We start from the raw sequence: 13,807 nt of genomic DNA, 5'->3' as shown, positions 1-13,807 counted from the left end.
TACTGGACGTGACTGATGAGCTTATTCATCATGGACTGGTCATGCATATCTATTTCCTTCAGCACGACGCCAATATCGGCCCCGTCCGGCTTGCCGACTGGCTGGTCGGAATGGGTCACAGTCATAATAGCTGCCATCTCTATGCCGGCGAGGCCCCACCGCGTCTGGACGACTGCGATGGCCTGATCGTGCTCGACGGGCCTATCAGCCTGGAAGATGAAGACACCCCCTCCTGGCTCAGGCGTGAGAAGAAACTGCTCGCTCGCGCCCTCAAGAGTGGCAAACCGGTGCTAGGAATCGGCCTGGGCGCCCAGCTCCTCGCCGACGGGCTTGGTGCCATCGTCTCGCGGGGTACCTACGCCGAGATCGGCTGGCACGCAATCACCCTGGCGCCGGACAGTCCTTTCGATCTGCCCGAGCGTTTCGAGGCCTTGATGTGGCATCGCGATATCTTCGGTCTCCCCGACGGAGCCCTGCCACTGGGTTCGAGCTCTGCCAGCCCGCTGCAAGGCTTCGCCTGGGATGGCGGCCGGGTGATCGGCCTGCAATTCCACTTGGAAGCCACTAGCGCCAGTGCCAGCGCACTGCTCGACCGCACTCCAGTACATTTCGATAGCCAGGCGAACGGGCAACAACGCTATGTACAGCAGCGCGACAGTATCCTCGCTGATCCGCGACGCTTCGACCGCCAGGCCTCGCTGCTCGACCGTGTGCTGTTGCAGTGGTTGCGCAGCGTACCCTCTCGGGCCCTCTAGCCAGCGTCGGACCTTCTCGCTTTCATGGCCTGCGACCAATCGCGCGCTGCCTCCAGACAACTGTCCCAGTCACCCACATGCAGGAAAGTCCGGTCATGCTTTTCAAGCTGATGGCGGTACAATGGGTCGTAATACTCGGTCAACAGTGGCGCCAGCCAGGCTTCGTGTGCCTGACGATTGCCCCGTTCGTGCTCGCGAAAGGCCAGCGCCTGCAAACGCTGCAGTCGCGCCAGCCGAGCACCGCCCAGCCGCTTGCGTAGACGCATCAAGGCCGAAGCAAGTTGCTTGCGCATCAGCGCCCAACCCAGCCAGTCACCGAACTGCTGTGAGTAGATTTCCCACAGGTCGTCGATGTAGTCCTTGCGGATCTGCGCCAGGCGCCAATCCAGGGGCATTTCCACTCGCAGGCGGGGTGCCCGTTCCATGGCCCGCCAGAAGGTGGGCGGCACATTGACCGTACCAATGTGGCGCGATTCATCCTCGACCACGCAGGGACCATCGACCTCCAGTAGCCCCAGCCCCATGGCGTGTTCGAAGTCGATCTGCGACGGCGCCACTAGCGGGTGACGCCCGAAAGCCGAGCCCTTGTGGCGAGCACAGTCCTCCAGATCCAGGCCATTGTCGAGACGCTGGATCAGTGCAGTCTTGGCACAGCCGGTCAACCCACCCACCACCAGCAGCGGGCGCTCGGCGGCGGCATCGATGCGCGCGCACAACGCGGCGCGCATTGCCTTCCAGCCGCCCCGCAAGCGCGGGCGTTCGAAACCGGCTTCGGCGAGCCACTGCTGAGCGACCTGCGAGCGCAGCCCGCCACGAAAGCAGTAGATGATGGCATCGGGATGTTCGGCCAGAACCCGTTGCCAGGCGGCAACCCGCCTCGCCTTGATGCCGCCGGCCACCAGGCGCTGGCCCAGCTCGATGGCCGCCTCTTGGCCGGCCTGCTTATACGTCAGGCCGACGAGGTGACGTTCCTCGTCGTCCATCAGCGGCAGATTGATCGCCCCCGGCAAGGCACCCTGGGCGAACTCCACCGGCGCTCGGACATCGATCAGCACGCGGCGTTCGCGCAGCAGTTCGAGATCCGGCTCGATCAACGGCAAATTCATCCACGCACCTCGAACAACGCCGGCCCTTGCGACTTGACGACTTCGCCGAAGGGCTCGAGCTCAAGCTCGTGGGCACGACCGACTCGCTCGACATCATCCTCCCAGGACGGATGCACCGCCAGCAACAGACCACCAGAGGTCTGCGGGTCGCATAACCACTGCCAGTGCGCTTCGTCCATCGGCGGTAGCTTGTCGCCCAGCGCCTGGCGGTTGCGCTCGGTACCGCCGGGTATCGCACCCTGACGTCGGTAGGCCTCGGCCTGCGCCAGTCGCGGCAAGCGCTTGAAATCGATACGCGCCCCAACGCCGCTGGCTTCGCAGACCTCCGCCAGATGACCGGCCAAGCCGAATCCGGTGACGTCGGTCATGGCGTGCACACCTTCGATACGAGCCAGCTCGGCACCGATATCGTTGGGCATGAGCATGGTCTCTCGGGCAAGGCCTTGATGACCAGCCTTGAGCAGCCCCTTCTTCTCGGCGGTGGTCAGCATGCCGACCCCGAGCGGTTTGGTCAGATAGAGCAGATCGCCGACCTGAGCACCCTTGTTGAGCTTGAGATGCTTGAGTTCGACCAATCCATTGACTGCCAGGCCAAAGATCGGCTCCGGGGCATCGATGGAGTGGCCCCCGGCCAGCCCCAGGCCGAGCTCACGGCATACCGCCTGGGCACCGGCGACCACATCACCGGCGATATCCGCCCCGAGCTTGTCCAGCGGCCAACCGAGAATCCCCAGAGCCATCACCGGCGTGCCGCCCATGGCATAGACATCGCTGATGGCATTGGTGGCGGCGATGCGTCCGAAGTCGAAGGGATCATCGACGATCGGCATGAAGAAATCGGTGGTGGCAATCATGCCGCGGCCATCACCCAAGTCATAGACAGCCGCATCCTCGCGCCCCTGGTTGCCGACGATCAGGCGGGAATGACTGGCCCCGGGGCCCGCCTTGGCGAGAATGCCATCGAGTACATCGGGGGCGATCTTGCAGCCGCAGCCGGCGCCGTGGCTGTATTGGGTCAGGCGAATGGCGCTCATCATTCCCTCCTTAACGTTACTCATGTGTTGATTCTACATCACACCCATGGCACCGGCTCACAAGGCTTCCAGCGCCTCGGTCAGCTTCTCGACGGCGATCACTTCCATGCCCTCGGGTGCTACCTTGGGGGCATTGCCGCGTGGCACGATGGCGCGGGTAAAACCATGCTTGGCCGCCTCGACGATACGCTCCTGGCCACTGGGCACCGGACGAATCTCGCCGGACAGCCCAACTTCACCGAACACCACCAGTTCGCGCGGCAGCGGTCGGTTCTGCAGGCTCGACACCACCGCCAGCAACACCGCCAGGTCGGCGCTGGTTTCCAGTACCTTGACNTCCAGTACCTTGACGCCCCCCACCACATTGAGAAAGACATCTTGGTCGCCGGTGAACAATCCTCCATGACGGTGCAGCACGGCCAGCAACATGGCCAAACGGTTCTGATCCAGGCCCACCGCGACCCGTCGAGGGTTTCCCAGCGCCGACTCGTCGACAAGTGCCTGGACCTCGACGAGGATTGGACGAGTGCCTTCCCAGACCACCATCACCAGGCTGCCGGCACTCTGCTCCTCATTGCGCGACAGAAAGATGGCGCTGGGGTTCTTCACTTCCTTGAGGCCATGCTCGAGCATAGCGAACACGCCCAACTCGTTGACTGCGCCGAAGCGGTTCTTCTGCCCACGTAGGGTCCGAAAGCGCGAATCGGCTCCGCCCTCGAGCAGCAGCGAGGCATCGATCATGTGCTCGAGCACCTTGGGGCCGGCCAAGGTACCATCCTTGGTGACATGCCCCACCAGCAACAGCACGGTATCCGTGCGCTTGGCGAAGCGGGTCAGCGCCGCCGCCGACTCACGCACCTGGGCGACACCACCTGGTGCCGAGCCGATATCCTCGAGGTGCATAGTCTGGATGGAATCGATGATCAGCACTTCCGGACGCTCGCGCTCGGCCACGCCAAGCACGGTCTCGACGCTGGTCTCGGCCAGCATTTTCAGTCCCCGCACCGGCAGCTGCAGGCGATGGGCACGCATCGCCACCTGCGACAGCGACTCTTCGCCGGTGACATACAGGGCTCGCTTGTGCTGGGCCAGCTTGCAGGCGGTCTGCAACAACAGCGTTGACTTTCCGGCTCCAGGGTGGCCACCCAGCAGTACCGCCGAGCCAGGCACCAAGCCACCGCCCAGCACCCGATCGAACTCACCGAAAGTAGAGGAGAAGCGCGGCACCTCGGACAGATCCACAGCAGCGAGATCGACCACTTCGCGCGACACAATCCCGGCATAGCCGCTACGCCCGGTCACGGCCGGTGACACTCCGGGACGCGATGCCGACAGACGAACCTCGCTTAACGTGTTCCACTCCCGGCAACTCGAGCACTGTCCCTGCCACTTGCTGTACTCGGCACCGCATTCGGTGCACACGAAAGCGCTTTTCGCCTTGGCCATTGAGGCTCAATCTCCCCGAATCGCACGACCGCCATTCAAATCGGCAGAAAAGCGAGAGGCGGCTTTTGGCCGCCTCTCACATCATCTGGCAACGCACATCACTGGCGCTGTAACTGCAGCATCTCATTGTTCTGGAAGCGGCGACGCTCGGGGTCGATCAGTTCCAGAGTGCGCTCATCGACACGCAGGAAGTAGTAGATCTGGCCATCGCCTTGCGGGGTCAGCTCATAAACAGTGGCATCCGGGTCAGCGGCCGTACCGCTCAGTACCTCCCACTGCCCCGCATAGTTTTCGTCGGGGGGATTCTGAGGATGTTCCAGGTAGCTGGCATCCAAGGTGAAGGTTCGCTCTTCGGGTGTAGCTTGCTCGTCGCCCTTCAAGCGCACATCGATATCGATCCCGGCACAGTTACGACATGGCAAGGTACCTTGGTAATGTGCTTCACCAGCCACGACGTCATCCGCCGTGGATGGCGCATCCGTAGGGGCAGCGGCACAACCCGCCAACATGGCCAGCATGGCGGAACCCGCCAGCAACGTCCTGACTTGCATGAGAGTCCTCCTAACCAATGAGTCAAGCGCCGTCTCCACGGCGACTTGCCTAACAGCATAACGGCAAGTGACGCCGACGGACAGTTCCTTGCGTCACCAATGATCTACGATCATTATCCCCCACCTTCCCTCCTGCATGCATCCCTTGGATAGAGCATTCGAGCGCAAGGCAGAGACGGTATGATCGATCAGCGAATCACCACCAGTGTGCCGACATCCAGCCAGCGCTCCAGCATCTGGATTTCCGTGTTGGTGACGGCAATGCAACCTTCGGTCCAATCACGAATCTGATGGAGCCTGGTGGGGCGATTGCCGAGGCCATGGATGCCGATGTGGCCGCCCAGCGGTGTGTGGGCCGGAGAGCGACCGTGCTGGAGCCGGTGGATTCGGTAATCGCGATAGTCCTGATCACTGAGAATGCCGCTCTGCCAGGCTTCATGGGCGATTTCCGGGGTCGGGTAATCGATCCCGAAAAACAGCTTGAAGCGACTCTGGCGGTTGATCCTGTCGATGCGAAAGTCACCGATAGGCGTCTGGCTGCTGCCTTGCAGACGAATACGGTTGGCCCCGGCCGTGCCAAAAGCCAGGTAAGGGATCGTCAGAATGTGTTGCTCGCCCTGGAACAGCGCCAGTTCGCGCCGCTTCAGATCGATGCGCACCCAGACTTCTTCAGGAGCCACCTCGGGGAGTTCGATGGCAGCCAACTCGGACCATAGCGAGACCGATCTCTCGGTCGCCGTAGTAACGCTCGCGACCCAAGGTGCATGGCTATGCAGGCCAGCCTGCGTGCTCGTCGCGATCAGCAGAAGGGTGGCAGTCAGCACCACTGACAGGGACTTGGGCATGGGCGACCCCCGAGGATTGCCATTGGCTCACCTCGATTGTCACGGATTCCCGGGTGCCACCATCTCGAATATTGAGCGATTTTTAACCACCAATTCCTCGCTTTGATGGCGCGCCTAGCGGTAGCGGCTACGTGCCCTGCTTCATCCGTTCCGCCGACACAGTGCCACCAGCCTAGCCTTCGACGCCGCCACGCCCCATGGCCCGGAAAAGCTGCACGAAGTGCCGATCAAGCTGCTGTCGATCATCCATCACGACAATGACGAGGAAAGCAGGTCTGAGCGATCAGTCCTACTACTTGTAAGGACTTAGGACTCCCTCCTCTCCCCTCACCGGCACGCTCACCGGCCGCACCACCCACCAGTAGCTGATCAGTGCCAGTATCCCCGCCAGGCTGATGGCGATGGCCATGGTGCGCGAGGTACCGTCGTGGAGCTGGCCGACCACGGCGCCTACAAGCGCAGCGGTGGTCATCTGCAGGAAGCCAAACAGCGACGAGGCCGAGCCTGCGCATTGCGGGTTGGGCGCCAGCGCGCCAGCCATGCTCTGCGGCATCAGGATGCCAAAGCCGAACAGGAACAGCACCTGCGGCCCGATTACTGCCCAAGGGGCATACACAGCGGCCAGGGCCAGCACGGCCATGACGGAGCCGGCCAGGGCGCACATCAGACTGGCGATCAGGATCAAGCGGTCGCGTCCCAGACGATGGCTGTAGCGACCACTGGCCAACGAGCCGGTGAAGAAGCCCCCGACGATCAGCGAAAAGCCGATGCCATACTGCAAGGGCAAGAGCCCCATGAACTCGATCAGCACGAAGGACGAGCCGGACAAGTAGGCGAACAATCCGGAGAAGCCCGTGGCATTGACCAGGGTATAGCCGAGGAAGCTACGCTGGGTGAGCAGCATGCGGAAGTTGGCCAGGATGACGCTGGGATGGGTCGACTGGCGCTGCTCCAACGCCAACGGTTCGGGCATGGCCAATACCATCACCAGCAGCATCACCCCGGAATAGAGCGCCAGCAACACGAACACCGATTGCCAGCCGAAGAACAGCAGCAGGCTAGCGCCGACAAGGGGTGCCAGCGCCGGGGCCAGGGCCATGGTGCTGGCCATGTAGGAGAGGATGCGCCCGGCTTCGAGGGGGCCATGAATATCGCGTACCGCAGCGCGCCCCAGCACTGGGCCGGTGGCTCCGCCGAAGGCCTGTAGAAACCGCCCCACCAGTAGCACCTCGATGCTCGGCGCCATGGCACACAGCAGGCTGGCGAACAGAAACAGGCTGAAACCGGCGATCCACACCGGCTTGCGTCCGTAGCGATCCGACACCGGGCCGCAGATCAGTTGAGCCAGGGCGAAGCCCGCCATATACAGGCTGAGCGTCAATTGCACCTGGTCGGGGCCGGTACCGAGCGATTCGGCCATGGCCGGCATCGCCGGCAGGTACATGTCGGTAGCCAGTGGACCCAGCGCGGTCAGCGCCGCCAGTACCAGCACCATGGTGGGGGAAGTCAGCCTCAGCACTCGAGCCTCCTTGGCAATCAAACGACAAGCGGGCGCGACCCGCGTCGCGCCCGCTTTATTAGCCTGCTTATTATAACTCAGTTCGCATCCGGTTGCTCCCCCGGTGCCGCCCGCTGGAAGGCCTCCAAGGCACGGCAGTTGGCGGTGATGCGCCGAATCCGGGGGTAGGGCGAGAGATCGCACTCGAAACGCTCAGCATTATAGATTTGTGGCACAAGGCACACGTCCGCCAGGCTCGGCGTATCGCCATGGCAGAAGTCGCCACTGCCCGCCTCGCGGGAGAGCATCGCTTCCAGGGCGGTGAAGCCCTCAGCGATCCAGTGACGGTACCACGCCAACTTGGCGCCCTCGTCCACCTTCAGTTCGTGAACCAAGTACTTGAGCACCCGCAGGTTGTTGAGCGGATGGATCTCGCAGGCCACCAGCTGGGCCAGCGCTCGCACCCGGGCGCGATCCGCAGGCTCGACCGGCAGCAGCGGCGGATCGGGATAGCGCTCGTCCAGATACTCGCAGATCGCCAGCGACTGGGTCAGCTGGGTGCCGTCGTCGATGGTGAGCATCGGCACCAGCCCCTGGGGGTTGCGGGCGATGTACCCCTCAGCCCGCTGCTCGCCCTTGACCAAGTTGACCGGGGCCTGGTCGTACGCCAGGCCCTTGAGGTTCAGTGTGATGCGCACCCGGTAGGCGGCTGACGAACGGAAATAGCCATAGAGCATCGTCATTTGCCTGCCTCCTTAGGTTGGGGTATTGAGCTCATTTTGGCTGATATTTCACCACCTGCTGGTCGATGGCACCGAAGATACTCTGGCCCTGCCGGTCGAACATCTCGATGCGCACCCGGTCGCCGAAGCGCATGAACGGGGTCCGACTGTCGCCATGCAGGATCTTCTCGACCATGCGTACCTCGGCCAGGCAACTGTAGCCCACCCCACCGTCGGCGACTGGTTTGCCCGGGCCACCATCGGGGCCAGGGTTGGAGACGGTGCCCGAGCCAACGATGGCCCCAGCGCCCAGATAGCGGGTCTTGGCGGCGTGCGCGACGAGTTGGGGGAAGCTGAAGATCATGTCGGGGCCGGCCTCGGGCTCGCCAAACTTTTCGCCGTTCAAGTGCACGGTGAGCGGCAGGTGCACTTTGCCGTCACGCCAGGCATCGCCGAGTTCGTCCGGTGTCACGCAAATCGGCGAAAAACTCGAGGCGGGCTTGGCCTGGAAGAAGCCGAAGCCCTTGGCCAGTTCGCCGGGAATCAAGCCGCGCAGACTGACGTCGTTGACCAGCATCACGAGCTTGATATGGCCGGCGGCCTGCTCCGGGGTTACCGCCATCGGTACGTCGTCGGTGATCACCGCGATCTCGCCCTCGAAGTCGATGCCATGGTCCTCGCTGATCGCCTCGATGTCCTCGGTGGGAGCCAGGAATTGATCACCGCCGCCCTGATACATCAGCGGATCGCTCCAGAAGGTCTCGGGCATCTCGGCACCACGCGCCTGGCGCACCAGTTGCACGTGGTTGAGGTAAGCCGAGCCGTCGGCCCAGTGGTAGCTGCGCGGCAGCGGCGAGTGCAGCTTGGCCATGTCCAGATTGAAAGCGTCGTCTTCCTGACCGCCATTGAGCGCGGCGTAGACCTTCTCCAGCCGCGGGGCGAGGCTGTCCCAATCTTCGATGGCCTGCTGCAGGGTGACGGCGATACCGGGCACGCGCACGGCACGCGTCAGGTCACGGGAGACCACGATCAGTTCACCGTCGCGGCCTTTGTTGAGAGTGGCGAGTTTCATGGGTCATTCCTTGTCGTCAAAGGTTCATCATCTATGGTGCGGATATCCTGGCTCAGGGCGTCGAGGGGTCGAAGTGCGAACGCAGCCCGGCCCACACGTCGACGTAGTCGCGCTGGCGGAACTCGGCTTCCAGCGCTGTGGGCGTCGGTTGGAAGACATAACGGCTCTCGAACATGAAGGCCAGCGTATCGCCCTGATACCGCGGTGTCAGTTCGGCGTGGGTAGCCTTCTCGAAGGTCTCGGCGTCCGGTCCGTGAGGCGACATACAGTTATGCAGGCTGGCCCCACCGGGCAGGAAGCCCTCGGCCTTGGCATCGTACTCGCCGTGAATCAGCCCCATGAACTCGCTCATCAGGTTGCGATGGAAATAGGGCGGCCTGAAGGTGTTCTCGGCCACCATCCAGCGCGGCGGGAAGATCACGAAGTCGACGTTGGCCATGCCCGGAGTATCGGAAAGCGAGGTCAACACGGTGAAGATCGATGGGTCTGGATGGTCGAAACTCACGGTGTTGATGGTGTTGAAGCGCGCCAGATCGTACTTGTAGGGCGCGTAATTGCCGTGCCAGGCGACCACGTCGAGCGGCGAATGATCGAGATGAGTGGCCCAGAAGCGGCCGGAGAACTTGGTGACCAGCTCGAAGTCACCGGACAGGTCTTCATAGGCCGCCACCGGGCTCAGGAAGTCGCGTGGATTGGCCAGGCCGTTGGCACCGATCGGCCCCAGGCCTGGCAGTTCCAGCGGGCTACCGTAGTTCTCACAGATATAGCCGCGCGCGGTATCGCTACCCTTGCCCAGGCGCACCTGGAACTTGACGCCACGCGGGATCACCGCGACCTCTCCGCCGCTCACCTCGAGCTCGCCGAGTTCGGTGCGCAAACGCAGGGTTCCCTGTTGCGGCACGATCAGCAGTTCGCCGTCGGCGTTGTAGAAGAAACGCCGGTGCATGTCCTGGTTGAAGGCATAGACATGCACGCCACATCCGGCCTGGGCGCCGGCATCACCGTTGACCGCCACGGTCAGCAGACCGTCGACGAAGTCGGTGGGTTCGCTGGGGATCGGCCGCGGATCCCAACGCATCTGGTTGGGGTCGGCGGCGGGCTCCGCCGGTGGTGCGGTCGCCACCTCGCCCGTTGGCAGCGGCCGATAGGCGCTCTGGGCCACTGAAGGGCGAATACGATACAGCCAACTGCGCAGGTTGTGGGAACGTGGCGCGGTAAAAGCCGAGCCGGTGAGTTGCTCGGCATACAGGCCATACGGGCAGCGCTGCGGCGAGTTCTGGCCCTGCGGCAGGGCACCGGGGAGCGCTTCACTGGCGAAGTGGTTGCGGAAACCACTCTGGTATTCAAGGTCTCGGGTATTCATGCAGACATCCTCACGCAATACGCAATCAAGATCGTGGTTCGGCCTGGCCCGCGATGCGCAGAGCCTCTTCCAGCACCTGCCGGTCGCCGCCAACGCCCATTACAGGGATAGCGAGTGATTACTGGTTTTCGACCACATTTGGGTGCGAATCCCGCACTTTCTGATCGCGCCGAGTGCGATCAATGTAGTGAGCCCCGGTGTTCTTGGTGAAACCGGCCTGCTTTTCCTTGGTATCGGGACAGAGAGTGAACTGCTAGCCCATCGGATTTTCTCGGCCCCAGATTTTAGTTTCAAATAAAACTATAATTAAACCATAGCCTACTCTGGGTCGCAATGCCACCCTATCCCTCTAGGGTTCGACGATAACTGGCTTATCATTGAACCTCTATCTCGCCAACAAAGGCATGCAGCAACATGAAACTTGTTTCAAAAGAAACTATAATGTCAGATATTTATCGCAATCACACCGACAGTGGCAATCGCTGTCCGATCACATCACCGGTGGGCACGAATGTCTTCGTACTACGCGCTGTTTCGCCAGATGCCACCACCGATACAATCTTCCATGGTGTGGCGCCCTTCTGGCTCGCCGGCATGGGGCGTGCGGTGCTGGTGCTGCTCTTCCCGAGCATCGCACTGCTCCTGCCACAATTACTTTACTGACGACGCGGATGGAGAGCTGTCATGGACTCGGATGTGCAACGGCACGCGGCTTCCGACAAGGGTGAGGCCGACGATCATAGCCGGCCAGCGAAGCCTGAACTGGACCTGAACCAGTTCCTTCCCTATCGGCTGAACAGCCTGGCGGACCGTATCAGCCAGGCATTGTCGCGGATCTATGACCAACGCTTCGCGATCAACGTGGCCGAGTGGCGGGTATTGGCTTGGCTCAGCCACCGGGACGTGCTGACGGCCAAGCAGATCTGTGAATTCACGCGCATGGACAAGGCGCGGGTTTCTCGAGCCGTGCAGTCGCTGGAGGAGAGAGAATTGATTAGTCGTACCCAGTCCACCAGCGATCAGCGCGTCCATTACCTGCATCTGACGCTCGCCGGAGAAGAGCTGCTGGGCAAGCTGATTCCCGAGGCCCATGCCTGGGAAACCGAGCTGGTATCCACGCTGACCGCCGGTGAGTATCGCGACCTGCTCAACACCATGAGCAAGTTGGAGCGGCAGTTGGAGCGCCTCGAAAGCCAGCGTTAGTCAAACGACGACATGGGCAAACACCATGGCCAACACCAGGGGCATGACCACCAGGCTTCCTAGGTTGCCGATCAACACCAGGGATGCCACCTTGTGGGGCTCCTGGCGATACTGTTCCGCCACCAGATAATTGAGCACCGCCGGCGGCAAGGCGGCAAATACCCATAGCGCTGCTGCCTGCAACCCTTGAATATCCAGCCACCAGATTAACGGAGCCGCCAGGATCAAGCCACTGAGCGGGCACAGAACCGCTCCCAGCACCCCGGTTTTCCAGTCACTGAAGTCGATATCCAGCATCCGCACGCCGAGCGCGAACAGCATCAGGGGGATGCAGACCCCTCCCAGCATGTCCAGCGCTTCCAAGAACCACTCGGGCAACGATACCCCACCGAGATTGACACCCAGTCCGGCGATACTGGCCAGCACTATCGGCATCCTGAGCAATCGCCACATGGGAGTGTGGGGGCTGAGCAGGTAAAGCCCTACCGAGAAGTGCAGCAGCATCTCGACGATGAAGACCACCACCGCCGCCGGCAGCGCCGCCTCGCCGAACGCCAGCACGAGCAAAGGAATCCCCATGTTGCCGGAGTTGTTGAACATCATCGGCGGCAGGAAGGTCTTGGGGTCGAGCCGCAACCATCGGGTCACCGGCCACAGCACCACACCGGAACCCAGCACGACTACTGCCGCGCCCAGCGCCAAGGTGGCATATTCCTCGAGAGGCGCTTGGCGATCGGCGAGCACGGCGAACACCAGCATGGGCACGAAGAGTTCCATGTTCAGGGTGTTGAGCCCGCGAATATCCGGTGTGCGAAAGCGCCCATAGAGCGTGCCGCAACCGGCGATCAAAAACACCGGTAACAAGGTGGCGAGAATCTGTCCAATCATCCACAAATCCCTGAATTAGGCATTCAGCGTAGCATGACTCCCGCTTGCGCGGCGCGCCCGGGGGCGTCACCATGATAAAAGTCCCAATCCTTCTAGCGAGTGCCCATGAGCAAGTTCTGGAGTCCAGTCGTTCACGAGTTGACGCCTTACGTTCCCGGCGAGCAACCCCGTGAACGCCTGATCAAACTGAATACCAACGAGAACCCCTACCCTCCGTCTCCCGGTGTGGAGAAGGTCTTGAACGACTATCCCGTTGACCATCTACGCCTGTATCCCGACCCGGAGTCACTCGCCCTCCGACAGGCCTTGGCCAGGGAACACGGGGTCGAGGTCGGCCAGGTTTTCGTCGGCAACGGCTCCGATGAAGTCTTGGCGCTGGCGTTCCAGGCCTTCTTCCGACAATCAGTCCCCTTGTCGATGCCAGCGATCACCTACAGCTTCTATCCGGTCTATTGCCGACTGTACGACATCGCCTATCGAACCTTGGCACTAGGCGACGAGTGGCAAGTGCCTTTGGAAGCCTTCGACGCGCATAGTGGCGGTATCGTCTTTGCCAATCCCAATGCCCCAACGGGCCATGGTCACGGCCGTGACGTCATTGCCAGGCTCCTTGAGCGCGTCACCGAGTGCGTGGTGCTGATCGATGAAGCCTATGTGGATTTCGGGGGCGAAAGCGCTGTACCGCTCGTCGAACAATACCCCAATCTGCTGGTTACCGGGACCTTCTCCAAGTCTCGCAGCCTCGCCGGCTTGCGGCTCGGCTATGCCTTCGGCTCGCGGGAACTGATCGAAGGCCTCGAGCGCGTCAAGAACTCCTTCAATTCTTATCCGATCGACAGCCTGGCCAATGCAGTGGGTATCGCCGCACTTGAGGACAGTGAACACTTCAATGCCTGTCGCGAGAAGGTCATCACCACTCGTGAGCGTACACGGCGCCGTCTGATGAATCTTGGCTTCGAGGTCTTGCCCTCCCAAACCAACTTTATCCTCACGCGTCATCCCGACCATGACGCTGCCCAACTTTTCGTCGGCTTGCGCGAGCGCGGCATCCTGGTACGCCACTTCAATACCGAAGCCTTGCGCGATTTCCTGCGCATCTCTATCGGTACCGACGACGAGATGGATAGCTTGACCGAAGTGCTGGAAACGCTGGTTGGCTGAAAAAACCGCTACGGAAGCACAAACACGCCAGCCCCTTTCGAGGCTGGCGTGTTCGCATTCGTTGCAGGGAAATGCCCAAACATGAAAAACCCCCGGCCTCGCGGGAGGCTGGGGGTTCGAAGAGGTGCCTGACGATGAGGAGCGGTTTCACTACTGAGTTCGG

At 61.9% G+C, this 13,807-nt stretch carries 14 protein-coding genes; 4 read left to right on the top strand and 10 right to left on the bottom strand.

What is annotated here, in order from left to right; genetic code table 11:
- The first annotated feature begins 41 nt into the window (after positions 1 to 41).
- A complete protein-coding gene (locus tag IE093_RS14230) occupies positions 42 to 755 on the top strand; it encodes a type 1 glutamine amidotransferase (protein WP_189470313.1) in 714 nt (237 codons plus the stop codon).
- On the opposite strand, the gene mnmH is transcribed toward IE093_RS14230, so the two are convergent.
- From mnmH to hmgA, 9 genes are all read right to left on the bottom strand, one after another.
- The gene (mnmH, locus tag IE093_RS14225; protein WP_189470311.1) at positions 752 to 1,861 is read right to left on the bottom strand and encodes a tRNA 2-selenouridine(34) synthase MnmH; all 1,110 of its coding nucleotides are present in this window, start codon (positions 1,859 to 1,861) and stop codon (positions 752 to 754) included. The genes IE093_RS14230 and mnmH overlap by 4 nt on opposite strands.
- Positions 1,858 to 2,898, bottom strand: coding sequence for a selenide, water dikinase SelD (selD, locus tag IE093_RS14220; protein WP_422730985.1), 1,041 nt, complete (start codon positions 2,896 to 2,898; stop codon positions 1,858 to 1,860). The genes mnmH and selD overlap by 4 nt, the downstream gene beginning before the upstream one ends.
- Before the next feature lie 54 nt (positions 2,899 to 2,952).
- Complete coding sequence (gene radA / locus IE093_RS14215) at positions 2,953 to 4,341, bottom strand: DNA repair protein RadA (protein WP_189470309.1); 1,389 nt, start codon at positions 4,339 to 4,341, stop codon at positions 2,953 to 2,955.
- A gap of 98 nt (positions 4,342 to 4,439) precedes the next feature.
- Entirely contained in the window at positions 4,440 to 4,892 is a 453-nt protein-coding gene (locus IE093_RS14210) for a copper resistance protein NlpE N-terminal domain-containing protein (RefSeq protein ID WP_189470307.1), read from the bottom strand.
- A 188-nt stretch (positions 4,893 to 5,080) separates the two neighbouring features.
- Positions 5,081 to 5,737 (bottom strand): L,D-transpeptidase, encoded by a 657-nt coding sequence (locus IE093_RS14205; protein WP_189470305.1) that lies wholly within the window; start codon positions 5,735 to 5,737, stop codon positions 5,081 to 5,083.
- A gap of 292 nt (positions 5,738 to 6,029) precedes the next feature.
- Positions 6,030 to 7,256: a multidrug effflux MFS transporter gene (locus tag IE093_RS14200; protein ID WP_189470304.1), complete on the bottom strand. Its 1,227-nt coding sequence runs from the start codon at positions 7,254 to 7,256 to the stop codon at positions 6,030 to 6,032.
- A gap of 77 nt (positions 7,257 to 7,333) precedes the next feature.
- A complete protein-coding gene (maiA, locus tag IE093_RS14195; RefSeq protein ID WP_189470302.1) occupies positions 7,334 to 7,978 on the bottom strand; it encodes a maleylacetoacetate isomerase in 645 nt (214 codons plus the stop codon).
- 31 nt (positions 7,979 to 8,009) lie between these two features.
- Positions 8,010 to 9,029 carry a fumarylacetoacetate hydrolase family protein gene (locus IE093_RS14190; protein ID WP_189470301.1) on the bottom strand — a complete coding sequence of 340 codons (1,020 nt, stop codon included), beginning with the start codon at positions 9,027 to 9,029 and terminating at the stop codon, positions 8,010 to 8,012.
- A 52-nt stretch (positions 9,030 to 9,081) separates the two neighbouring features.
- Entirely contained in the window at positions 9,082 to 10,392 is a 1,311-nt protein-coding gene (gene hmgA, locus IE093_RS14185) for a homogentisate 1,2-dioxygenase (RefSeq protein ID WP_189470299.1), read from the bottom strand.
- A gap of 441 nt (positions 10,393 to 10,833) precedes the next feature.
- On the opposite strand from hmgA, the gene IE093_RS14180 reads away from it, so the two are divergent.
- Both IE093_RS14180 and IE093_RS14175 read left to right on the top strand, forming a co-directional pair.
- On the top strand, positions 10,834 to 11,055 hold the full coding sequence (locus IE093_RS14180) for a hypothetical protein (RefSeq protein WP_229803593.1): 222 nt from the start codon (positions 10,834 to 10,836) through the stop codon (positions 11,053 to 11,055).
- A 21-nt stretch (positions 11,056 to 11,076) separates the two neighbouring features.
- Entirely contained in the window at positions 11,077 to 11,595 is a 519-nt protein-coding gene (locus IE093_RS14175) for a MarR family winged helix-turn-helix transcriptional regulator (RefSeq protein WP_189470297.1), read from the top strand.
- Here the strand turns inward: IE093_RS14175 and IE093_RS14170 are convergent, their stop codons facing one another.
- Positions 11,596 to 12,483 (bottom strand): AEC family transporter, encoded by an 888-nt coding sequence (locus IE093_RS14170; protein ID WP_189470295.1) that lies wholly within the window; start codon positions 12,481 to 12,483, stop codon positions 11,596 to 11,598.
- Between the two features lie 105 nt (positions 12,484 to 12,588).
- On the opposite strand from IE093_RS14170, the gene hisC reads away from it, so the two are divergent.
- On the top strand, positions 12,589 to 13,644 hold the full coding sequence (gene hisC / locus IE093_RS14165) for a histidinol-phosphate transaminase (RefSeq protein WP_189470293.1): 1,056 nt from the start codon (positions 12,589 to 12,591) through the stop codon (positions 13,642 to 13,644).
- The last annotated feature ends 163 nt before the right edge of the window (positions 13,645 to 13,807 follow it).

Source organism: Litchfieldella qijiaojingensis (genome assembly GCF_014651875.1).
Lineage (GTDB): Bacteria > Pseudomonadota > Gammaproteobacteria > Pseudomonadales > Halomonadaceae > Litchfieldella > Litchfieldella qijiaojingensis.
This window is presented reverse-complemented; position numbering and strand designations above follow the sequence as displayed.